20 protein-coding genes and 2 other RNA genes are annotated in these 20,435 nt (G+C 51.2%); 10 read left to right on the top strand and 12 right to left on the bottom strand.

The genetic code is table 11. The features are described from left to right. Positions 1 to 66: 66 nt before the first annotated feature. Positions 67 to 186: non-coding RNA, RtT sRNA (locus B3Z23_RS05065), on the top strand. A 44-nt stretch (positions 187 to 230) separates the two neighbouring features. Then, positions 231 to 351: non-coding RNA, RtT sRNA (locus B3Z23_RS05060), on the top strand. Positions 352 to 521: 170 nt separating this feature from the next. Here the strand turns inward: B3Z23_RS05060 and B3Z23_RS05055 are convergent. Continuing rightward, positions 522 to 1,976 (bottom strand): AlkA N-terminal domain-containing protein, encoded by a 1,455-nt coding sequence (locus B3Z23_RS05055; RefSeq protein ID WP_294902553.1) that lies wholly within the window; start codon positions 1,974 to 1,976, stop codon positions 522 to 524. A 160-nt stretch (positions 1,977 to 2,136) separates the two neighbouring features. Between B3Z23_RS05055 and B3Z23_RS05050 the strand changes: the two genes are divergently transcribed. Continuing rightward, entirely contained in the window at positions 2,137 to 2,622 is a 486-nt protein-coding gene (locus tag B3Z23_RS05050; protein WP_294902550.1) for a methylated-DNA--[protein]-cysteine S-methyltransferase, read from the top strand. 48 nt (positions 2,623 to 2,670) lie between these two features. Here the strand turns inward: B3Z23_RS05050 and zitB are convergent, their stop codons facing one another. Next, positions 2,671 to 3,642: a CDF family zinc transporter ZitB gene (zitB, locus tag B3Z23_RS05045; protein ID WP_294902548.1), complete on the bottom strand. Its 972-nt coding sequence runs from the start codon at positions 3,640 to 3,642 to the stop codon at positions 2,671 to 2,673. 273 nt (positions 3,643 to 3,915) lie between these two features. Here zitB and aroG point away from each other — a divergent pair, with 273 nt between their 5' ends. Continuing rightward, positions 3,916 to 4,971 (top strand): 3-deoxy-7-phosphoheptulonate synthase AroG, encoded by a 1,056-nt coding sequence (gene aroG / locus B3Z23_RS05040; RefSeq protein ID WP_294902545.1) that lies wholly within the window; start codon positions 3,916 to 3,918, stop codon positions 4,969 to 4,971. A gap of 59 nt (positions 4,972 to 5,030) precedes the next feature. Here aroG and gpmA read toward each other — a convergent pair whose 3' ends face one another. From gpmA to B3Z23_RS05010, 6 genes are all read right to left on the bottom strand, one after another. Further along, complete coding sequence (gene gpmA / locus B3Z23_RS05035) at positions 5,031 to 5,783, bottom strand: 2,3-diphosphoglycerate-dependent phosphoglycerate mutase (protein ID WP_294902542.1); 753 nt, start codon at positions 5,781 to 5,783, stop codon at positions 5,031 to 5,033. A 151-nt stretch (positions 5,784 to 5,934) separates the two neighbouring features. After that, positions 5,935 to 6,966: a galactose-1-epimerase gene (gene galM, locus B3Z23_RS05030; protein ID WP_294902539.1), complete on the bottom strand. Its 1,032-nt coding sequence runs from the start codon at positions 6,964 to 6,966 to the stop codon at positions 5,935 to 5,937. Then, on the bottom strand, positions 6,942 to 8,108 hold the full coding sequence (gene galK / locus B3Z23_RS05025; RefSeq protein ID WP_294902536.1) for a galactokinase: 1,167 nt from the start codon (positions 8,106 to 8,108) through the stop codon (positions 6,942 to 6,944). The genes galM and galK overlap by 25 nt, the downstream gene beginning before the upstream one ends. Before the next feature lies 1 nt (position 8,109). Then, positions 8,110 to 9,153, bottom strand: coding sequence for a galactose-1-phosphate uridylyltransferase (gene galT, locus B3Z23_RS05020; protein WP_294902533.1), 1,044 nt, complete (start codon positions 9,151 to 9,153; stop codon positions 8,110 to 8,112). Between the two features lie 219 nt (positions 9,154 to 9,372). Further along, on the bottom strand, positions 9,373 to 10,854 hold the full coding sequence (gene modF / locus B3Z23_RS05015; RefSeq protein ID WP_294902530.1) for a molybdate ABC transporter ATP-binding protein ModF: 1,482 nt from the start codon (positions 10,852 to 10,854) through the stop codon (positions 9,373 to 9,375). 107 nt (positions 10,855 to 10,961) lie between these two features. Beyond that, entirely contained in the window at positions 10,962 to 11,735 is a 774-nt protein-coding gene (locus tag B3Z23_RS05010) for a TOBE domain-containing protein (protein WP_294902528.1), read from the bottom strand. A 160-nt stretch (positions 11,736 to 11,895) separates the two neighbouring features. Between B3Z23_RS05010 and B3Z23_RS05005 the strand changes: the two genes are divergently transcribed. Then, on the top strand, positions 11,896 to 12,054 hold the full coding sequence (locus B3Z23_RS05005) for an AcrZ family multidrug efflux pump-associated protein (RefSeq protein ID WP_294902525.1): 159 nt from the start codon (positions 11,896 to 11,898) through the stop codon (positions 12,052 to 12,054). A gap of 48 nt (positions 12,055 to 12,102) precedes the next feature. On the opposite strand, the gene B3Z23_RS05000 is transcribed toward B3Z23_RS05005, so the two are convergent. Continuing rightward, entirely contained in the window at positions 12,103 to 12,921 is an 819-nt protein-coding gene (locus B3Z23_RS05000; RefSeq protein WP_294902522.1) for a pyridoxal phosphatase, read from the bottom strand. 156 nt (positions 12,922 to 13,077) lie between these two features. On the opposite strand from B3Z23_RS05000, the gene pgl reads away from it, so the two are divergent. Next, positions 13,078 to 14,070: a 6-phosphogluconolactonase gene (gene pgl / locus B3Z23_RS04995; RefSeq protein WP_294902519.1), complete on the top strand. Its 993-nt coding sequence runs from the start codon at positions 13,078 to 13,080 to the stop codon at positions 14,068 to 14,070. Positions 14,071 to 14,125: 55 nt separating this feature from the next. Here the strand turns inward: pgl and B3Z23_RS04990 are convergent, their stop codons facing one another. After that, positions 14,126 to 14,602, bottom strand: coding sequence for a kinase inhibitor (locus B3Z23_RS04990; protein WP_294902515.1), 477 nt, complete (start codon positions 14,600 to 14,602; stop codon positions 14,126 to 14,128). A gap of 114 nt (positions 14,603 to 14,716) precedes the next feature. After that, positions 14,717 to 16,015 (bottom strand): adenosylmethionine--8-amino-7-oxononanoate transaminase, encoded by a 1,299-nt coding sequence (gene bioA, locus B3Z23_RS04985; protein ID WP_294902512.1) that lies wholly within the window; start codon positions 16,013 to 16,015, stop codon positions 14,717 to 14,719. Between the two features lie 81 nt (positions 16,016 to 16,096). Between bioA and bioB the strand changes: the two genes are divergently transcribed. The 4 genes from bioB to bioD are packed head-to-tail and all read left to right on the top strand — an operon-like array spanning position 16,097 to position 19,719. Further along, positions 16,097 to 17,128, top strand: coding sequence for a biotin synthase BioB (gene bioB / locus B3Z23_RS04980; RefSeq protein WP_294902509.1), 1,032 nt, complete (start codon positions 16,097 to 16,099; stop codon positions 17,126 to 17,128). Further along, positions 17,128 to 18,279 carry an 8-amino-7-oxononanoate synthase gene (bioF, locus tag B3Z23_RS04975; protein WP_294902506.1) on the top strand — a complete coding sequence of 384 codons (1,152 nt, stop codon included), beginning with the start codon at positions 17,128 to 17,130 and terminating at the stop codon, positions 18,277 to 18,279. Before bioB ends, bioF begins: the two co-directional genes overlap by 1 nt. Then, positions 18,263 to 19,039, top strand: a complete 777-nt coding sequence (gene bioC, locus B3Z23_RS04970) for a malonyl-ACP O-methyltransferase BioC (RefSeq protein WP_294902503.1) — start codon at positions 18,263 to 18,265, stop codon at positions 19,037 to 19,039. Before bioF ends, bioC begins: the two co-directional genes overlap by 17 nt. Then, positions 19,036 to 19,719, top strand: coding sequence for a dethiobiotin synthase (gene bioD / locus B3Z23_RS04965; RefSeq protein WP_294902500.1), 684 nt, complete (start codon positions 19,036 to 19,038; stop codon positions 19,717 to 19,719). The genes bioC and bioD overlap by 4 nt, the downstream gene beginning before the upstream one ends. Here the strand turns inward: bioD and B3Z23_RS04960 are convergent. Next, positions 19,712 to 20,428, bottom strand: coding sequence for an ATP-binding cassette domain-containing protein (locus B3Z23_RS04960; protein WP_294902497.1), 717 nt, complete (start codon positions 20,426 to 20,428; stop codon positions 19,712 to 19,714). The two genes, bioD and B3Z23_RS04960, sit on opposite strands and share 8 nt — an antisense overlap. Positions 20,429 to 20,435 lie beyond the last annotated feature (7 nt).

The raw sequence follows: 20,435 nt of genomic DNA, 5'->3' as shown, positions 1-20,435 counted from the left end.
TCGAATCCTGCACGACCCACCAATTTAGAAAAGAGCACCCTTCAGGGTGCTTTTTTCGTTTCTGGGCACAGAAATAAAACGTGCAGCATGAGAACCTGCTGCAGGTTCGGGTCGAACGCAGTGAGACAACGTTGTTTACAACGGCCCGAAGGGCGAGCGAAGCGAGTCATCCTGCACGACCCACCAATTTAGAAAAGAGCACCCTTCAGGGTGCTTTTTTCGTTTCTGGGCACAGAAATAAAACGTGCAGGATGAGAACCTGCCGCAGGTTCGGGTCGAACGCAGTGAGACAACGTTGTTTAACAACGGCCCGCAGGGCGAGCGAAGCGAGTCATCCTGCACGACCCACCCATTCAGAAAAGAGCACCCCGTTGTTATAAACAGCGGTGTGCTTTTTTCGTTTCTGAGCCAGAAAATAAAACTTGCAGGATGAGAATTTGCAAAATAGTTGTCGTCAATATTTTAGCTTTCCATAGCCGTTGTGCTACAAACCTGAGTTCCTGATAGCTACAGTTTAAGGTTTATTGCGTTCCCAGAGAGCGCCATAGCAGCATAACAGCATAGCTGCGCCAGGGGCGCCATGGCTGTGACAATTCTTCGGCCCGCCGGGCTGTGACGCCCCCCAATGCTTTTCGTATTGCAATATCTTCTTTCGGAAAAGCATCTGTCCATGAAAAGGCACGCATAACAATATAGTGCGCGGTCCACGGGCCTATGCCCGGCAGGCTGGTCAGCGAGTCCAACAGATGCAGGTGATCGATAGTGTATTTTTCACTGAATAGACCCCCACGGCAGGCTTCTGCCAGGGCGAGAATAGCTCTGATCCGACTACCCACGATTCCCAGAGATCCAATGTCATCCGCGACGGCGTCACTAAAATTCTCTGGTCGTGGCGACAAGCGACTCAGTTCCGGAAACGGGGTGGTAACTGGCTGACCAAATCTGCGGGCCAGCCTACTGCTCAGAGTAGTTGCTGCCGCGACAGTGACTTGCTGCCCAAGAATCGCCCTCATGGCCAGCTCAAAGCTATCAAAACAACCCGGGACTCTTTCCCCGGGATAAGCCTTCACCAGAGGTGCCAGTCTGGAGTCAGTTGCCAGTTGTGCTGCAATCAAATCTGGCTGGCAATTAAGGTCAAACAGTTGTCGCAGCTTCTGAAGTAGTACAGGCAGCACCGGCGCCAGAGAATGACTGAATTCTACCTCAAGGCAGGATTGTTGAGGATGTTGACCCACACGGATCCATCCCGAATATTCACCGATAGCTATCGTTCGCAGATAATGGCCATTATCGACCCACTCAACCTCTTTAATACATCTTTTGTCAAGAAATCGTAACAGAGCCGTCCAGTCAAAAGGGGGCCGATAAAATAACCTGACACTGGAAGTATCAGCGAAACCGGTTGAAGATTGCTGCGGCGCATTCTTTCTGAATGTACCAGGTGATAAATGATACTGTTGCAGAAATACTGCATTAAACTGACGAATGCTGCCGAATCCACTGGCAAAAGCGATGCTGGTGACCGGCAATCGGGTCTCACTGAGTAACTGACGGGCCAGTCTCAGCCGTCTGCTCTGACGAAGTTCGCCCGGGGTAACACCTAACTGCTGGCTGATTATACGGCGTAGCTGGCGTTCACTGAGCGAAAACTGGCTGGCAATAGTCGCAATCCGGAAGTGTTGCTCCATTAATCCGGCTTCTACGGCATCGATTAATTGGTGACATAAAACGCCAGACTTGTCTATAGGCGCATGGCCCGGGGCCAACTCCGGACGGCAACGCAGGCATGGACGATAGCCCGCTTTTTCTGCCTGTTCGGCATAACGGAAAAACTGACAATTCTTGCGCAGCGGTGTTCTCGCCGGACAGACCGGGCGGCAGTAGATACCGGTTGAGCGTACAGCGGTAAAAAACAGACCGTCAAATCGTCTGTCACGACTTACCAGCGCCTGGTAAGCACTCTTCTCATCGGTCATAAGTCTCTCCCTGGAAACCTGATAAGTATAGAGCTGATTGTGTCAGTTACTGGCGGTATTCGGACATCAAAACAAAATATACTGATGTCCGAAAACCGCCAGCGTATGCCCGAAACAGTGGCATAATGGTTTATCTGATTCTGTCACCGGAACTCACTTCATGTACCGTTATAAACTATTGCTAACTCCGGTAGGGGAACTGACACTGATTGCCGGAGGTCAGGGTCTGGCGGCTGTGGCATGGGAAAATGAACGCCCGGCGCGTATCAAGGCCAGTGCCGAGCTAATGTCTCCGAATCATCCGTTACTGCGACATGCAGCGGAACAACTCACTGAATATTTTGCCGGAGAAAGGCAGCAGTTTGAATTGCCTTTACAGCCGGAGGGGACTGATTTTCAGTTGCAGGTCTGGCAGGCTCTGGCAGAAATACCTTACGGCGAAACCCGCAGTTATCGTGATATCGCCATCCGTATTGGTCGCCCGAAAGCGGTCAGGGCAGTCGGGGCTGCGAACGGGAGAAATCCTTTGTCGATTATTGTTCCGTGCCACCGGGTTATTGGAACTAATGGCAGTCTGACAGGTTTTGCCGGCGGTCTGCGGGTTAAGCAACAGTTACTGGAACTGGAAGGGATTTATCCCGGTTAAATAACCTGTTTCAGAGGTTATTCCGGTAGTCACCTGCCGGTATTGAGGTCAGTGGTCGTGGCTGTCGTTTTGTGCCTCATGTGTATGTGCCCGATGGGAATGCGTTGAATGCGTCTCTTTGCGATGCATCAACAGGCATTCCATTTGCGGGCAGGGTTGGTACTCTATCTGCACTGTGGCATGGTCTATCGAGTAATGATTCTGTAACCACTGGTGAATACGTTGCAACAGCTGGTCATGCTGATAATTAGGGATGACCTGAGCATGCAGGGTAAGTATATTCTGTTCCCCTACCTGCCAGAAATGCACATGGTGGACATGGCGTACTTCAGCAATATTCAGCGTCAGTTGCCTGGCCAGTTTATTAACATCGATTTCTGTGGGAGCACTTTCCAGTAGTTCCCGTGAACTTTGCCGCAACAGTTGCCAGGCGCTGCGGACTATCAACAGTGATACCAGTACAGACAGGATCGGATCAAACGGCGTCCATCCGGTCCAAATAATTAACAGCGCTGCGATAATTGCCCCGACCGATCCCAGCAGGTCTCCCATTACATGAAGTGCTGCACTCCGCACGTTCATATTCTGCTCTCCGTCGCCCTGGCGCAGCAGGAAAAAACAGAGAATATTCGCCAGTAAACCGGCCACCGCGATGGCGATCATCAGCCACCCTGAGACCGGAGCAGGGGAGAAAAAGCGCATGATTGCCTCCCGGACAATCAGCAACGTAATCACCAGTAAAGCCAGCGCATTGACGAATGCAGACAGCGTGGTCAGTCGTAACATGCCATAAGTCTGATGCGCAGAGGCTTTGCGTTGCGCAAAATGTGTAGCGAGAAAAGAGAGTAGTAATGCTCCGGCATCGGTCAACATATGTCCTGCGTCGGCCAGTAATGCCAGAGATCCTGATAGCCAACCACCAATCACTTCAATCAGCATAAAAATCACAGTGACAATAAAAGCCGCTAATAGCCTGGAGCGGTTTAGGTTGCTCTGTGTGTGGGGATGAGTATGGGCCATAGCTGCGGGGTCCTGAAATTATTTTCGGATGTTAGTTAAACAGCGACCGTAATCCGGTGACTGAGGTGTTGTTGGAGTTCAGTATGGCATAAGCCTGCAGGGAGTATAAAACTGCGCGATTTTTTAATCGAAAATAATTCTTTTCTCCGGGAGCAAATTAACAGACAGTGGTGATTATCCGGGCAAAATTGTCCTGTTGAAGCTGATTTACTCCTCTGGTACAGCAAGTTAGAGTACTGGGGACCATATTGACTTATTTTTAACGGAAGTATTATGAACTATCAGAATGACGACTTAAGGATCAGAGATATTAAAGAGCTGCTGCCTCCGGTAGCCCTGTTGGAGAAATTTCCGGCTACCGCGAAAGCTGCCTCGACAGTTTATCGTTGCCGCGAGGCGATTCAGAATATATTACAAGGACAGGATGATCGTTTTCTGGTAGTCATTGGACCGTGCTCAATCCATGATCCGAAAGCGGCTCTTGAATATGCCGGACGTTTATTGTCACTGCGTAACGAACTGGCTGCCGACCTGGAAATTGTTATGCGGGTCTATTTTGAGAAGCCACGCACTACAGTTGGCTGGAAGGGGCTTATCAATGACCCGGACATGGATGGCAGCTTCAGAATTAATGACGGTCTGAAAATTGCCCGTAAACTGCTGCTGGAAATCAATGACAGTGGGTTGCCAGCCGCAGGAGAGTTTCTGGATATGATTACTCCTCAGTATCTGGCCGATATGATGAGTTGGGGAGCAATAGGTGCCCGTACTACGGAATCACAGGTTCACCGCGAACTGGCTTCAGGGTTGTCCTGCCCGGTGGGTTTTAAAAATGGGACCGACGGTACAATAAAGGTCGCTATCGATGCTATCAATGCCGCTTCAGCCGGACACTGTTTTCTGTCGGTGACCAAATATGGGCATTCGGCGATCGTCGAAACTCAGGGGAATAAAGATTGCCATATTATTCTGCGTGGCGGAAAAGTTCCGAATTACAGCGCCGGGGATGTTGAATCTGTTCGTCAGGGGCTGGTAAAAGCCGGTCTTAAGCCACAGATTATGATCGATTTCAGCCATGCGAACAGTCTGAAGCAGTTTCAAAAGCAGATGGATGTTGCCGATGACGTCTCAGCCCAGATTGCTGGCGGAGATCGTGACATCATGGGGGCAATGATCGAAAGTCATCTGGTAGAAGGAAATCAGAATCCGGACAGCGGTAAACCACTGGTTTATGGCCAGAGTGTGACTGATGCCTGTATTGGCTGGGAAGCCACCGAAAAGGTGCTGAAACAGCTGGCATCCGCCGTACGTGAACGGCGTCAGAAGTAAAGTAAAAACGGCCGGGTATTTCTCCCGGCCGCAGATCGCTAACTGCTATCAGTCACGGATTACTTCGCTTTACCCTGATTCGCGACGGCAGCGGCTTTAGCTGCAATTTCGTCGGCATTCCCCAGGTAGTAGTGTTTCAGTGGTTTGAAGTTTTCATCAAACTCGTACACCAGTGGTACCCCGGTAGGAATGTTCAGTTCCAGGATTTCATCTTCAGACATTTTGTCCAGATATTTGATCAGTGCACGCAGAGAGTTACCGTGTGCCGCAATAATCACTTTCTCACCACTTTTAATGCGCGGCAGAATGGATTGTTCCCAGAATGGAATAACACGCTCAATGGTCAGCGCCAGGCTTTCTGTGGTCGGTAACTGTTCAGCGGTCAGTGAAGCATAACGCGGGTCATGGCCCGGGAAGCGTTCATCACTGCGCTCCAGTTCCGGTGGCGTCACTGCGAAACCACGGCGCCACTGTTTCACCTGCTCATCACCGTATTTTTCTGCGGTTTCTGCTTTGTTCAGGCCTTGCAGAGCACCGTAATGACGTTCGTTCAGACGCCAGGACTTTTCAACCGGCAGCCACACCTGATCGAGTTCATCCAGCACATTCCAAAGAGTGTGGATAGCACGCTTCAGCACCGATGTGTAAGCAAAGTCAAAGCTAAAACCTTCATCTTTCAGTAACTTCCCTGCGGCTTTAGCTTCTCCGCGGCCCTTTTCAGACAGGTCCACATCGTACCAGCCGGTAAAGCGGTTTTCCTGATTCCACTGGCTTTCGCCGTGACGTACCAGAACAAGCTTGGTTACTGCCATCGCTTAACTCCTTAATGCTTGAAAAGTTCTATGATAATGGAAACTGTGCCAATACCGGAAATATGCCCCGGACAGGATACTGGTTAACATAGCCGAAATCCGTCTCTGGCGTAAGTCCGGGCTGCCACTTGGCAGATCATTTCTGTGCAAATCATCTGACAACAAACCGGTAACGGGTGTAGGTGTTCATTTTTTCACCTGGCTCCAGCCAGCAATCTGGTTGCGGCCATTCAGGGTGGTTAGGGGAGTCCGGAAGAAAACCGCTTTCTAATGCGATCCCCTGATAGTCCTCATATTCTCCCTGCCTTGCAGGTGTACCGGCCAGATAGTTACCGGTATAAAATTGTAATGCAGGTGCATCTGTATATACAGCCAGGCTGAGTTTTCCGTCTTCCGATGTTAAACAGGCCGCCGATTCACTGTTATGGTCACGCGGGTTTAGCAGGAATGAATGATCGTAGCCACGAACTTTTTTCTGGTCAGCATCTGTCAGAAATTCATCTGCGATTTTTTTCTCCTGACGAAAATCAAACCCATTTCCTGCCACTGACTGGAGAGAATTATCCGGAATACCATCGGTGGCTACCGGCAGATAGCGGTCAGCAGTTATTTGTAACCTATGCTGGCGGGCATCACCTTGATTCGCGTCAAGATTAAAATACGCGTGATTAGTCAGTACCACCGGACACAACTGGTCAGTTTCTGCTTCGTAACTGATTAGCAGCGAATTGTCGTCCGTGAGTTGGTAGCGTACCCGGGCAGTCAGGTTGCCCGGGAAGCCCTGATCACCGTCAGGAGAATGCAGCTGGTAAACCACTTCATCGGGAGCCTGGCTGACAATCAGCCAACGGCGGTGGTTAAATCCCTCCGGCCCACCATGTAACTGATGTGGTGGCTGATTAGCCGCCAGTTGATGGCCGGTACGGGTTAACTTTGCCTGATTAATCCGGTTAGCATAACGGCCGATACAGGCACCCAGGTAGGACGACTGGTTCAGGTAATCGGCAGGAGAAGCACACCCCAATACCGCCTCACGGACTGAACCATCGGGCAGAGGCACTCTGGCAGAAAGCCAGGTCGCGCCCCAGTCCATAAAGGTGACATCCATCCCATTGGCATTACGTAATACGGTCATCCGCCAGGGTTGACCATCAGGTGCTATTGACTGGTTGCTGTGTGACATGTTCCTGCCCCCTGTGATGCATTGCATACATAAAAGGTTTCAGTGATCCCCGTCTGAGAAGCATACTGTTCGGCTACCGCCTGACGGACGTTTTCTGCCAATCCTGCCGGTATCAGTGCAACAATACAGCCGCCGAAACCGCCACCGGTCATGCGTACCCCGCCCTGGTCGCCGATCACTGATTTGACTATTTCAACCAGCAGATCAATCTGAGGTACGGTAATTTCAAAATCATCACGCATAGAAGCATGAGACTCAGCCATTAAGCGGCCAACGGTCACCAGGTCACCCTGACTTAACGCTTCAGCAGCATCCAGGGTTCGCTGGTTTTCGGTCAGGACATGCCGGACTCGTTTGGCGACCAGCGGATCAATCTCTGATGCCACCGCATTGAACTCATCCAGTGTAACATCACGCAGCGAGGCTTTGTTAAACAGACGGGCACCGGTATCACATTGTTCCCTGCGGGTGTTGTATTCACTCCCCACCAGCGAACGTTTAAAGTTGGAATTGATGATAACTACGGCGGCATTTTGTGGCACAGAAACGGCCCGGGTGGCCAGAGAGCGGCAGTCCAGTAATAAAGCATGACCCTTTTTACCCAGAGCGGAAATCATCTGGTCCATGATACCGCAGTTACAGCCAACGAACTGGTTCTCTGCTTCCTGACCAATCCGTGCCAGATCAGACGGTTCAAGCGGTAAATGCCAAAGCTGCTGGATAGTGGTACCAATGGCAACTTCCAGAGAGGCTGATGAACTTAACCCGGCACCCTGCGGCACATTACCACTAATGACTAAATCCATTCCCTTAAACCCGTCATTATGCTGGCGTAAATGTTTAATCACACCACGAACGTAATTGGCCCACAGGGGGTTTTTAACACTAACGATAGGTTCATCCAGGGAAAATTCATCCTGTGCATTATCATAATCTGCAGCAATCACCCGTACCCGATTATCAGTACGTTTTGCACAACTGATGACTGTCTGATAATCAATAGCACAGGGAAGTACAAAGCCCTCATTATAATCAGTATGTTCGCCTATCAGATTAACTCGTCCGGGAGCCTGAAAAGTGTGAGTCGCCGGATAGCCGAAAAGGGTATCGAAAACAGTCTGGGTTTTTTCCTGTAATTGCATCTCAGCGTGCCTCATTAAAATGGATATCACTTAATGCCCGTAATTTTTCAGCGGCCTGTTCAGCGGTTAAATCACGTTGTGTCTCAGCAAGCATTTCGTAGCCCACCATAAATTTCCGTACTGTGGCAGAACGTAATAACGGGGGATAGAAATGCGCGTGTAGTTGCCAGTGCTGATTAGGCTCACCATTAAATGGTGCTCCGTGCCAGCCCATTGAATAGGGGAAAGAGCAGCTGAACAGATTGTCATAACGACTGGTATGTTTTTTAAGGATCAACGCCAGGTCCCGGCTCTGTTCCGCATTCAGATCGGTCAGCCGAAGGACATGAGCTTTGGGTAATAACAGTGTTTCAAAAGGCCATGCTGCCCACCAGGGAACCACCGCCAGCCAATGCTCCGTTTCTACCACGGTACGTTGTCCGTCAGCCAGTTCTTTGGCGACATAATCCAGTAGCATGGGGGTACCGTGCTGCTGATAATAGCGCCGTTGGTGGGTATCTTCGCGCTGTGCTTCATTAGGTAAAAAGCTGTTCGCCCAGACCTGACCATGCGGGTGAGGGTTGGAACACCCCATCGCTGCGCCTTTATTCTCGAATACCTGAACCCAGGGATATTCTTTCCCCAACTCTTCGGTCTGTTCCTGCCAGGTAGTGACTATTTGTTGAAGCGATTCCAACGGCAATTCAGGCAGCGTTTTACTGTGATCGGGAGAAAAACAGATGACCCGGCTGGTACCCCGTGCGCTTTCACAACGCATCAGCAAATCATCACTTTCCGGAGCCTCGGGTGTGTCGGTCATCAGTGCGGCAAAATCATTGGTAAACACCCAGGTCCCGGTATAGTCGGGATTTTTATCGCCGGTGATGCGTTGATTACCAGCACACAGGAAGCAGTCAGGATCATGAGACGGCAGAGATGTCACTGCCGGTGTTTCCTGTGCACCCTGCCAGGGACGTTTAGCCCGGTGGGGGGAAACCAGTATCCATTGATCTGTCAGGGGGTTATAGCGGCGATGCGGGTGATCTACCGGATTAAATGTAGGCATAAATTATCCTGAATATCATCATGTCTGGTGAGCGGATATGCGATGAGACTAGCATAGTGAAACCGGGAATTTTGTGATCAGTGTGGAGTAATGGAAACGTTTACACAACAGGGGAATTGCGGAAAACTGAAGAATTAAGGTGCAGACTGATGTCCGGAATATGGCTGACAACCGGCGGGATGTGTTTGACAGGGCCGGGGAATCCCGGCCCTTCAGTGATTATGAATCTTTCAGGGAATCCTGCTGAAAGCCATAACCGCCGCCTTGCTCAGGCACAAAGGTCAGGCGATGAGTGATACAATCAGGTGCATCTTCGGCATGGTGTGACACAAACAGCAATTGAGTACGGCCTTCACCAATCAATACATTCACAAACTGACGAATCAGTTGTCGGTTAATTGCGTCCAGCCCCTGCAAAGGCTCATCAAGGATCAGCACCCGCGGATGTTTTACCATTGCCCTTACAATCAAAACCAGGCGCTGCTGGCCCCAGGACAGACTATGGAAAGGGGCGGAAGCCAGCGAGTTATCCATTCCCAGCAGGGCCAGCCATTGTGTCGCCAGCTGATTTTGCCGGTCCGATACTGCCTGATATAAACCGATAGAATCGAAGAATCCGGACAGGATAACCGTACGTACTGTCGCACTGATCCGGTATTCCAGATGCAGGCTACTGCTGACATACCCGATATGTTGCTTAATATCCCAGATGGTTTCTCCACTGCCACGACGAATACCAAACAGGGTTAAATCATTACTGTATCCCTGGGGATGGTCGCCGGTGACCAGGCTGAGCAGGGTCGATTTACCCGCACCATTCGGCCCTGTGATTTGCCAGTGCTGGCCCGGGTCTACCTGCCAGTTCAGACCGTCAATGATTAACTTATCGTCCCAGGAGACTTTACCGTCGCGCAGGATAATGGGGGGCTGAGTGTCATTCTCACCATGGTTTACCGCAGGATCATCTGCTGCCGGCAACGACACTGATTTTATTTTTTCGCTGTGCGCCAGTTGAATAATCAACGCCTGCTTAAGTATTTCGGCCCGCGGACCGATATGGCTTAAGTTTCCTTCAGCCAGTACACCGACATGATCGACAAACTCCGGGATATCTTCAAAACGATTGAGAACCAGCACCAGCGTTGTCCCTTGCTGGCTCAAAGAATGTAACTGATGGCTCAGGTTTTCTCTGGAACCGACATCCAGACCGTCAAAGGGCTCATCCAGTACCAGTAAATCCGGGGCAGACATCAGTGTCTTACAGAGTAACGCTTTGCGTGTTTCCCCCGTCGACAAAAATTTGAATGGCCGGTCGAGCAAATGCTCAATAGCAAACTGTTCGCTTAACATCCGGCAACGCGATTCATCCGCGACCTCATCCATAATAATCTGTCGGGTCAGCCGGCCATCTTCGCTTTCGCCTTCACTGTAGAGGTCAGTATTATTCCTCTCCCACTCGGCAGCCACCAGCTGTGACAGTTGTTCCAGGGATAAGCGAACGGCACGTTTAAAGCCCTGATGCACGGTACCGGTGGTAGCCGGCAGTTCTGCGGTCACCGCTTTTGCCAGTGATGACTTTCCGCTGCCATTGGTCCCGACGAAAGCCCAGCTTTCTCCGGATTTTATTTCCAGTTGCTCAATGTGAAGTTTCCAGTGTTTACCCTGGCGAAACGTGCCTTGCGTTATTTGCAATGATGTCATGTTGCATTCCGTTTTATGCATTATTTTACACAGTTGTATCTGCCCGCGGAATAGTTGTCAAACTTAAAGCAATGCAGACGGGGGACAGGGGGGCCGGCCAAAGCGGCTTAGTTCAGACTGGCCAGTAAGGCATTTTCGGGGCGGAAGCTCGCCTGTACGTGCTGGCCGACTGTAAAATTATGCTCACCGGACGGATACGTGGCACACAACGTTTCACCATTCGCCAGTTGCATAATCACTTCATCACCGGCCGGTCCGTGGGCGATATGGCTGATCACTACCGGGAACTGGTTGGATACGTTGACCGTTTCCGGATGAATCTGTAGCCAGGAGGCTTTAATCAATACCAATACCTCTTTGCCATTGGATAATAAAAGCCGGTGACTACTGTCACGGGTAATTGATACCTGGATGGTGGTTTTTTTATCACTGAGCAGGACGCCGATGATGTCAATCGGCCCGGCATGCTCTATCGTACTGACGGTGCCAAACAACTGGTTACGGGCACTGGTTTGTAGTGAGGAACGTGCTATAGCCGCCAACAGGCTGTTAAGGGGTAAGGTATCTTTTTGCAAATTATTAAAGGCTTTTTGCTGAATTTGTTCCAGCAACTGATAAAGCTGAATTAAACGCTCACCATAAGCAGTAAGGTAAGCACCACCACCTCCTTTGCCGCCGGTATTACTGGCCACCACCGGGTTTTCTGCCAGTGTATTCATTTCATGTATGGCATCCCAGGCGGTTTTGTAGCTAATCCCGGCCTGGCGGGCACCCTGGCTGATAGAACCAGTCTGCTGTATTGCCTGGAGTAATCTGATTCGGCGCGGATCGGCAAACAACTTATTGCTGAGGTGGATATTTAATGAGATGTCAGCCTGCATAGTCGCTCCTGCTTCGGAATATTTACCGGGTTACCGGCGGGATAGTAGCATCAGCCAGGGGCACGGAATAAGTCAGGTCCGAGTTAAAGCACAAAAAGCAATGGGCTTTCATCGATCCTCCCGGTAAACTGGCTTTTTTGGTGAACCTACCGAGGTTGATATGCTCGAACTGCTCGAAAGCCTGCTGATGGCGATTATCATGGTACCTGTTGTGATGGCCCTTATGTTGGGAGTGATCTACGGACTGGGAGAATTATTCAACCTGATTTCCGGTTCACGTCGTCATGACCAGGCGTCACAACAGACGACTCATTCGTAATCAGTAAGTGGCTGCCTGTCCGGAAAAGGCCGGCAGCCCATCTCAGAATCACAGCACTTTTTCGTAAATCGCTTCTGCAATCGATGGCCGGTTATTGTCACCAATTACCCATCCGGCTTTGTCCTTAATAGCCTCATCTGCATTACCCATAGCTACACCCAAACCGGCGGTTTCCAGCATGCTGAGGTCATTATAATTGTCGCCGAAGGCAATCACGTCCTGCATTGATAATCCACGGGTTGCCAGCCACTGGGCCAGACGTTTGCCCTTGCTGTTCCCCTGTCGGGCAATATCCACCTGATCAACCCACGACCATTCGCAGGTCACCTGAGCTTCATCGGCAATTCGTAGTGCAAAATCCTGTAACTGAGGGATATTGTCGTGAGAGAGGGCAAACTTCCACAACCGGTCTGACTGCCGTGCGGCACCAGCCAGACTCCCGACCCGGGTAAATACCGGACGCTGATCCACAGGCAGAGTTTCTCCCCAGGCTTTGGTACGGATGACATGCGGGGTGGGTTGTTCGTAGAGCATGGCATCATCTGCATATAACAGACCCTTTATGCCTTCTTCATCCAGCCGCTGGATGACTTTTTCAACCTGATCGACAGACATCGGGTCATTGTCCAGCACCTGCCGCTGTTGGTAATCATACAGATAGGTACCGTTACAGCAAATGGCCGGGGCTGTCAGTTGCAGTGTCTGATAAAACGGGTGGATAGCACTATGATGTCGGCCGGTGACGATTAATATTTCAATCCCGGCTACGCGGGCTTTTGACAGTGCTTCAACAGACTCTGGCAAAATCTTTTTTTCAGACGTCAGCAACGTTCCGTCCAGATCAAGGGCAATAACACGATAGCTCATAGCGGAGTTTACCTGAAGAGAAAACAGACTCCGAAGTCTACCCCGGTTCCGCCTTTGCCAGCAAAAAACCGCATCAATAAATCATTTTTTGCGCCCGGATATTGCGTTACAGTGGTGGAAACCCGAAAAATCACCGATTCCAGGTAAGGAGAATTCATGCAACAAGTTGTTTATATTGCCAGTCCCGAAAGCCAGCAAATTCATGTCTGGCAGCTTTCTGAGGCCGGGTCACTGACGCTATTGCAGGTAGTTGATGTCGACGGGCAGGTGCAGCCGATGGTGGTTAATCCTCAGAAATCAGTGTTGTATGTGGGTGTGCGTCCTGATTTTCGCGTCATTGCGTTCGCGATTGCGGCTGATGGCGGTTTAACTGAAGTCGGGCACGCTGCATTGCCGGGCAGCGCAACGCATTTATCCACTGACCATCAGGGTAACACCTTGTTTGCCGGCTATTATCATGACGGGCTGGTCACTGTGACACCACTGGATGCGCAGGGGTTACCGCAGGCGGTCAGTCAGACTCTCTCCGGGCTTGACGGTTGTCATTCGACTAATCTCAGCAGCACAGAACTGTTGTATACTCCTGCTCTGAAACAGGACCGCGTATGTGCATTTCGCTGGAACAGTGATGGTACACTGAGTGAACCGGCCAGTGGGCAGATTTCGACCCGTGAGGGTGCCGGCCCCCGTCATATGGCCTTTCATCCCAACGGTAAATTTGGCTATCTGGTGAATGAACTGGACAGTACGGTGAGCGTACTGAAGCTGAATGCTCAGGGAGCAGAAACGGTCCAGACTCTGGATATGATGCCGGAAGATTTCAACGGTACCCGCTGGGCGGCTGATATTCATCTGACACCAGACGGACGTTTTTTGTATGCCTGTGATCGTACCAGCAGCACTCTGACTATTTTCTCTGTCAGTGACAGTGGTGATGAGTTGGTTATAAAAGGTTTCTGGCCGACGGAAACTCAGCCACGTGGTTTTAATATTGATAAGTCCGGAAAATATCTGATTGCCGCCGGGCAGAAATCACATCATATCGGGGTCTATGCCATCGCTGCGGACTCGGGGACACTGAGTGATCTGGGACGGTATGCGGTCGGGCAGGGGCCGATGTGGGTGACCATCCATCAGCTTAGCGCGTAGCACTCAGCCCTGCAGGGAGGTTGTCCGCGGGTAAGCGGCAATCTCCCCGTTAATATCAGTTAAATGTCACCGTCAGACTGGCACTGGCCAGGGCATGAAAATGGACATTGAAGCCGACCATGGCACCGCTGGCATCGCTGGAAAGATCCAGTTTATCGGTATCCATCGCATGCACCGTAAATACATAGCGGTGTTTTTCACCCTCAGGCGGTGCAGCGCCACCGTAAGCTGAGGTGCCGAAATCCGTACGGGTCTGTAAGGCTCCGGCTGGCAGATCTGCCTTTCCTGACCCGGCACCTTGTTCAATCGCGGTCACTTCTGTCGGAATGTTGATGACTACCCAGTGCCACCAGCCACTGCCGGTTGGCGCATCAGGATCAAAACAGGTAATTACAAAACTGCGTGTTCCTGCCGGTGCACCTTCCCACTGAAGCTGAGGTGACAGATTCTCACCCTGATATCCCATGCCATTAAACACCTGGGCTTGCGGCATAGTTTGTCCGTCTGATAAATCCTGACTGAATAAGCGCATTTTGTCTCTCCTGATATCGATAACCTGCAGATTGTAACCCATCACCCGCACAAAATCTGCGTCACAGACAGCCACCTGGTCGGGGGTTCATCCGACGAAGGTCGGAAGAAAAGTTCACTCCAACAGGTTAAACAGGGCCGGCTGCACAACGGCCATCCTGATGGCCCCGGTCAGGCGTGACAGCTCTTCAGGGGTGATAATATAGGGTGGCATCAGATAAATAAGCCGGCCAAAAGGCCGTATCCATACCCCTTGCCTGACAAAAAATTGCTGAATTTCTGCCATTTTTACCGGGTAATGACACTCAACTACCCCAATCGCGCCCAGTACCCGAATATTGGCAACCAGAGGGCAGTCACCCAGTGGCATTAATTGTTCTTTCAGTTGCTGTTCAATATGGCTGACCTGCTGCTGCCAGTGACCTTCTTCCAGCAGGGCCAGGCTTTCACAAGCCACAGCACAGGCCAGTGGATTGCCCATAAAGGTCGGACCATGCATAAAACAGCCTGCAGGACTGCGGCTAATTTTATCGGCGACTTTCCCTGTGGTCAGGGTGGCTGAAAGCGTCAACGTACCGCCGGTCAGACCTTTACCTACACACATAATATCCGGTGATATACCGGCATGTTCACAGGCGAACAACCGGCCGGTGCGCCCAAAGCCGGTGGCTATCTCATCTGCGATCATCAGGACCCCGTACTGATCACATAATTCTCTGACTTTTCGCAGGTAGTCCGGATGATAAAAGCGCATGCCGCCCGCTCCCTGAACTATGGGTTCCAGAATGACAGCGGCCAGTTGCTGATGGTGTACTGCCAGCATTTGTTGCATTTCAGCAATATCACTTTCCTGCCAGGGGTCATAAAATCCGGTCGCCGGGGCTGAAACAAACAGATGCTCAGGCAGGTAGCCTTTCCAGAGGGCATGCATGGAATTATCAGGATCACAGACAGACATAGCAGCAAAAGTATCTCCGTGATAACCGTGGCGGACTGTCAGGAATTTATTGCGTGGGAGTGTATCCCCACTGTAATACTGGACAGCCATTTTCATTGCCACTTCAACCGCCACCGATCCTGAATCGGCCAGGAATACCTTTTCCAGACCCGCCGGGGCCATAGACACCAGCTTACGGCATAATGCTACCGCCGCAGGATGGGTAATCCCGCCAAACATCACATGTGACATCTGTTCCATTTGTTCGGTCAGTGCACGGTTCAGTCTCGGATGGTTGTAGCCGTGGATAGCTGCCCACCATGAAGACATGCCTTCGGTTAGCCTGCGACCATCTGCCAGTGTCAGGGTACATTGGTGCGCTGAAATTACCGGATAACAGGGTAAAGGATCGATCATCGAGGTATAAGGGTGCCAGATATGCTGACGGTCAAATGCGAGATCTTCGGCTGTAAACATTGTCTTGTAAACCAAATTAAAAAGATTTAGTTTACAAGTATACGTATAACAGTCGCATTTGTTAATTATTCGGAGCATGTCATGTCTCAACGCTGGACGCTTTCCCGGGCCGGGGCCTTATTTGAAAAGCCGTTACTGGAACTCCTTTTTGAAGCTCAGCAGGTTCATCGCCGTCATTTTGATCCGCGTAAAGTGCAGGTCAGTACACTATTATCCATCAAAACCGGGGCCTGTCCGGAAGACTGTAAATATTGTCCACAGAGTGCCCGTTATAAAACCGGACTGGAATCCGAACGGCTGATGGAAGTTGAGGAAGTGCTGGCCTCGGCGCGCAAGGCCCGACAGGCAGGTTCCGGGCGTTTTTGTATGGGGGCAGCGTGGAAGAATCCACATGACCGTGATATGCCTTACCTCGAAAAGATGGTTGCCGGGGTAAAAGCGATGGGAATGGAAACCTGTATGACTCTTGGAACGCTCACTGCAACACAGGCTGAGAGGCTGGCGAAAGCCGGGCTGGATTTTTACAATCACAACCTCGATACATCTCCTGAATTTTACGGCAGCATTGTGACTACCCGTACCTATCAGGAACGGCTTGATACGTTAGGTGCGGTCAGGGAGGCCGGGATGAAAATCTGTTCCGGAGGGATCGTCGGGCTGGGTGAAACTGTCACTGACCGTGCCGGATTGCTGGTTCAACTGGCTAATCTGCCGGTTCCACCGGAAAGTGTGCCTATCAATATGTTGGTAAAAGTGAAAGGAACGCCACTGGCCGATAATGAGGATGTTGATCCGTTTGATTTCATCCGGACTATTGCTGTTGCACGTATCATGATGCCAGCGTCCTACGTACGTCTTTCTGCCGGACGGGAGCAGATGAATGAGCAAACCCAGGCCATGTGTTTTATGGCAGGGGCTAATTCCATTTTCTATGGCTGTAAATTACTCACCACAACCAATCCTGAAGAAGACAATGATTTACGACTGTTCCGGAAACTGGGTCTGAATCCGGAGCAAAATTATACCGAACAAGGTGATAATGGTCGTGAGCAGGAGTTACAGCAGGCGTTACAGGAAAGTGATACTGCATTGTTCTATAACGCGGCTCTGTAATGAGCTGGCAACAGAGAATCGAGGAATCCCTCGACGTTCAGAGAAGTAAAGGGCTATGGCGTCAGATGCAACCGGTGATGACCTGTGCTCAGGGGATGTTGTGGGATGAACACCGGCAGTATATTCACTTTTCTTCTAACGATTATCTCGGGCTCAACCGGCATCCACAGATTATTGAGGCATGGCAGCAGGGATTAAACCGGTGGGGTGCCGGTGCTGGCGCCTCCGGTCACGTCACCGGCTACTCACCGGCCCATCAGCAACTGGAACAGGTATTGGCTGACTGGCTGGGTTATGGAGAGGCCCTGTTATTCAGTAGTGGGTTTGCCGCCAATCAGTCGCTGATTTTCGCTCTGACCGGGCAACATGACCGTGTACTGGCGGATAAGCTAATGCATGCTTCGTTGCTAGAGGCCGCCTCACTCACTCCTGCCACCCTGTGCCGGTTTCAGCACAATAGTCCTGGCAGTTTGCAGCGGCTGTTAGCCCGGTCCTGTGACGGTGAAACACTGATCGTTACCGAAGGTATCTTCAGTATGGATGGTGATAGTGCCCCTCTGACAGAGCTTCGCCAGCTTGCTGATCAGTCAGAAAGCTGGCTGGTCGTGGATGACGCTCACGGCATCGGCGTTTCCGGACCAGAAGGCCGCGGCAGCTGTCATCAGCAAAACATAATGGCAGATATTCAGATAGTGACCTTTGGTAAAGCATTGGGGGTGGCAGGCGCCGCAATATTGTGTTCGAAACCGGTCGCGGATTATCTTCGTCAGACCGCACGCCATTTGATTTATAGCACAGCAATGCCTCCGGCTCAGGCTGACGCTATCCGTACCGCAATCACGCTGGTGCGTCAGGGCGATGAATTACGTGAACAGTTACGGCAGAATATTGCGTTTTTCTGTCGTCAGGTGAGTGGACTTAGCTGGGATCTTTTACCGTCGGACAGTGCGATTCAGCCGCTGATCATCGGTGATAACCATCTGGCACTTCAGTTGTCGGCAGAACTGCGCCAACGCGGATTCTGGATTAATGCTATCCGGCCACCGACAGTACCGGCAGGCAGCGCCAGGTTGCGTATTACGCTATCTGCTACCCATCAGAAACATCAGATAGAACAACTGGCGGAGCAGTTATATGCGCTGGGAAGCTGAACATCACCCGCCTGTACCTGTCAATAAACCGGCCATTGGCCGGGCGTTCGGCCGCGCGGCAAAGCACTATGAACAATATGCGACTTTGCAGCAAATGACCGGAGATCGCTTACTGACCCTCTCTGACCTGCCTGCAAATGGCCAGGTGTTGGATGCGGGTTGCGGGAGTGGGCGATTCAGCCGTTATTTTTCCGGTCGGGGTTACCAGGTGACTGCGCTGGATATCTCAGCAGAGATGCTGCGAACCGCCCGGGATCGTGACCCGAAATCCTGCTATCTGCAGGCCGATATTGATGCGCTACCCGTCCGCAGACAAAGTTTCGATATTATCTGGAGCAATCTGGCACTGCAGTGGAGTGCTGACCTGAGAAAAGCGTTAGGTCAGCTCCGACTGGCAGTCAATCCCGGAGGCTCACTGAGGTTTTCTACGGTGGTTGCCGGCTCGCTGCCGGAAGTTAATCAGGCCTGGCAAGCGGTAGACAATACAGAACATGTTAACCGGTTTCTGTCGGCCGGTCAGATTGCCCGTGCGGCAGAGGGGTATGGCATACGGCTGTACCATGAACAGATTACGCTCCGGTTCCCGACTGTCAGAGCAGCGTTGTGGTCGTTAAAAGGGGTAGGGGCCAGTCATTTGCATCAGCGGGATGAGGGATTACCACTGACCCGACAACGCCTCGCATTGCTGGACACCGGATGGCCGAAAGACTCTCAAGGTTACCGGCTGAGTTATCAGATAGTGTATGGAGTATCAGAATGAAGAATTGCTGGTTTATCACCGGAACCGACACTGAAGCAGGTAAATCGGTTGCCACCTCGGCTTTATTACAGGCGGCAACAGGCCAGGGCTGGCGTGCTGCAGGTTATAAGCCGGTAGCCTCCGGCGCTGAGCGTACCCCGCAGGGGTTGCGTAACAGTGATGGTTTACTGTTACAACGCTCTGGATTAGCAGGACTCAGTTACAGTGAAGTCAATCCGTTGGTCTTCGAGGAGGCGACATCTCCTCATATTGTCAGTGCCGCAGAAAACCGGCCAATTACGCAGCAGGCAATGTCTGCAGGGTTGCGTCATCTGGAACAGAAAGCAGACTGGATTGTGGTAGAAGGGGCGGGAGGCTGGTTTACCCCTCTGGCCGACGAGTTGCTGTTTTCCGACTGGGTAATCTCGGAACAGTTACCGGTTATCCTGGTCGTTGGCATGAAACTGGGGTGCATTAACCACGCGTTATTGACGGCTAATGCGGTTCAGTCAGCAGGACTCAAGCTTGCTGGCTGGATTGCTAACTGTGTACAGCCCCCACAATATCGTCATCAGCCTTATCTGCAAACACTGATCCAACGGCTACCGGCCCCCTTGCTCGGTGAAATCCCACAGTTAAGCGGTGAACAGCAATTTGCTTCCTGCGGGAAATACGTTGATTTACCCGTGGTTGTCAGCTGACCGTCATCCATTTGTTAATTATACCTTCATCCAGTTGATTGACCCGGCCATTCGCCACATTGCGTCCCCGGTGGAGTAACAGAAAATAGTCGGCAACACGACGGATGAAGGATACCCGCTGTTCGAGTAACAATATGGTCATTCCGTATTCATGATTCAGGCAGCGCAGCAGATTGCCCATATCTTCTTCCAGCCACGGCGACATTCCCCCGGTGGGCTCATCCAGGATAAGCAACTTAGGTTCCAGAACCAGAGCTCTGGCCAGTGCCAGTTGTTGCTGCTGATCCAGCGCCAGATCACCACTGCGTTGATGACGTAAATCATACAGATGAGGGAAAAGGTCAAAAATCATTTGTGGTATGGCATGAGGAGGTGTGCTTTTGGCGGCTTTCAGAGCAATGACCAGATTATCTTCGACACTCATTTGTGAAAATATTTGTCGACCCTGAGGAACATAACCGATGCCCATTCTGGCGCGTAGTTCTGAAGGTTGCTGTTTTAAATCTTTGGGTGGGGAATTCTTCTCCTGCCAGGTAATCGTGCCACTATTCACCGGCAGATAGCCCATAATACAGTTCACCAGGGTCGTTTTCCCCATCCCCGGCTGGCCCAGCACAGCAGTGCAGGTGCCGGGCATCAGGTCCAAATCTACATCCCAAAGAATATGATTTTGACCATAAAACTGATTGATTGCACGTAAACTCAGCATCTGTTGC

This window comes from Tatumella sp. UBA2305, from assembly GCF_002345795.1.
Classification (GTDB): Bacteria; Pseudomonadota; Gammaproteobacteria; order Enterobacterales; family Enterobacteriaceae; genus Tatumella; species Tatumella morbirosei.
The sequence above is the reverse complement of the archived record's forward strand: the minus strand, read 5'-3'. Positions and strand labels throughout refer to the sequence as shown.

Excerpts from the sequence above, each read along its gene's own strand:
- B3Z23_RS04990 (WP_294902515.1), bottom strand. The coding sequence starts at position 14,602 with ATGCGCTTATTCAGTCAGGATTTATCAGACGGACAAACTATGCCGCAA.
- B3Z23_RS05055 (WP_294902553.1), bottom strand. The coding sequence starts at position 1,976 with ATGACCGATGAGAAGAGTGCTTACCAGGCGCTGGTAAGTCGTGACAGA.
- B3Z23_RS05050 (WP_294902550.1), top strand. The coding sequence starts at position 2,137 with ATGTACCGTTATAAACTATTGCTAACTCCGGTAGGGGAACTGACACTG.
- B3Z23_RS05005 (WP_294902525.1), top strand. The coding sequence starts at position 11,896 with ATGCTCGAACTGCTCGAAAGCCTGCTGATGGCGATTATCATGGTACCT.
- B3Z23_RS04960 (WP_294902497.1), bottom strand. The coding sequence starts at position 20,428 with ATGCTGAGTTTACGTGCAATCAATCAGTTTTATGGTCAAAATCATATT.
- bioF (WP_294902506.1), top strand. The coding sequence starts at position 17,128 with ATGAGCTGGCAACAGAGAATCGAGGAATCCCTCGACGTTCAGAGAAGT.
- bioA (WP_294902512.1), bottom strand. The coding sequence starts at position 16,015 with ATGTTTACAGCCGAAGATCTCGCATTTGACCGTCAGCATATCTGGCAC.
- B3Z23_RS05000 (WP_294902522.1), bottom strand. The coding sequence starts at position 12,921 with ATGAGCTATCGTGTTATTGCCCTTGATCTGGACGGAACGTTGCTGACG.
- galT (WP_294902533.1), bottom strand. The coding sequence starts at position 9,153 with ATGCCTACATTTAATCCGGTAGATCACCCGCATCGCCGCTATAACCCC.
- modF (WP_294902530.1), bottom strand. The coding sequence starts at position 10,854 with ATGACATCATTGCAAATAACGCAAGGCACGTTTCGCCAGGGTAAACAC.
- B3Z23_RS05010 (WP_294902528.1), bottom strand. The coding sequence starts at position 11,735 with ATGCAGGCTGACATCTCATTAAATATCCACCTCAGCAATAAGTTGTTT.
- pgl (WP_294902519.1), top strand. The coding sequence starts at position 13,078 with ATGCAACAAGTTGTTTATATTGCCAGTCCCGAAAGCCAGCAAATTCAT.
- bioD (WP_294902500.1), top strand. The coding sequence starts at position 19,036 with ATGAAGAATTGCTGGTTTATCACCGGAACCGACACTGAAGCAGGTAAA.
- gpmA (WP_294902542.1), bottom strand. The coding sequence starts at position 5,783 with ATGGCAGTAACCAAGCTTGTTCTGGTACGTCACGGCGAAAGCCAGTGG.
- zitB (WP_294902548.1), bottom strand. The coding sequence starts at position 3,642 with ATGGCCCATACTCATCCCCACACACAGAGCAACCTAAACCGCTCCAGG.
- galK (WP_294902536.1), bottom strand. The coding sequence starts at position 8,108 with ATGCAATTACAGGAAAAAACCCAGACTGTTTTCGATACCCTTTTCGGC.
- galM (WP_294902539.1), bottom strand. The coding sequence starts at position 6,966 with ATGTCACACAGCAACCAGTCAATAGCACCTGATGGTCAACCCTGGCGG.
- aroG (WP_294902545.1), top strand. The coding sequence starts at position 3,916 with ATGAACTATCAGAATGACGACTTAAGGATCAGAGATATTAAAGAGCTG.
- bioB (WP_294902509.1), top strand. The coding sequence starts at position 16,097 with ATGTCTCAACGCTGGACGCTTTCCCGGGCCGGGGCCTTATTTGAAAAG.
- bioC (WP_294902503.1), top strand. The coding sequence starts at position 18,263 with ATGCGCTGGGAAGCTGAACATCACCCGCCTGTACCTGTCAATAAACCG.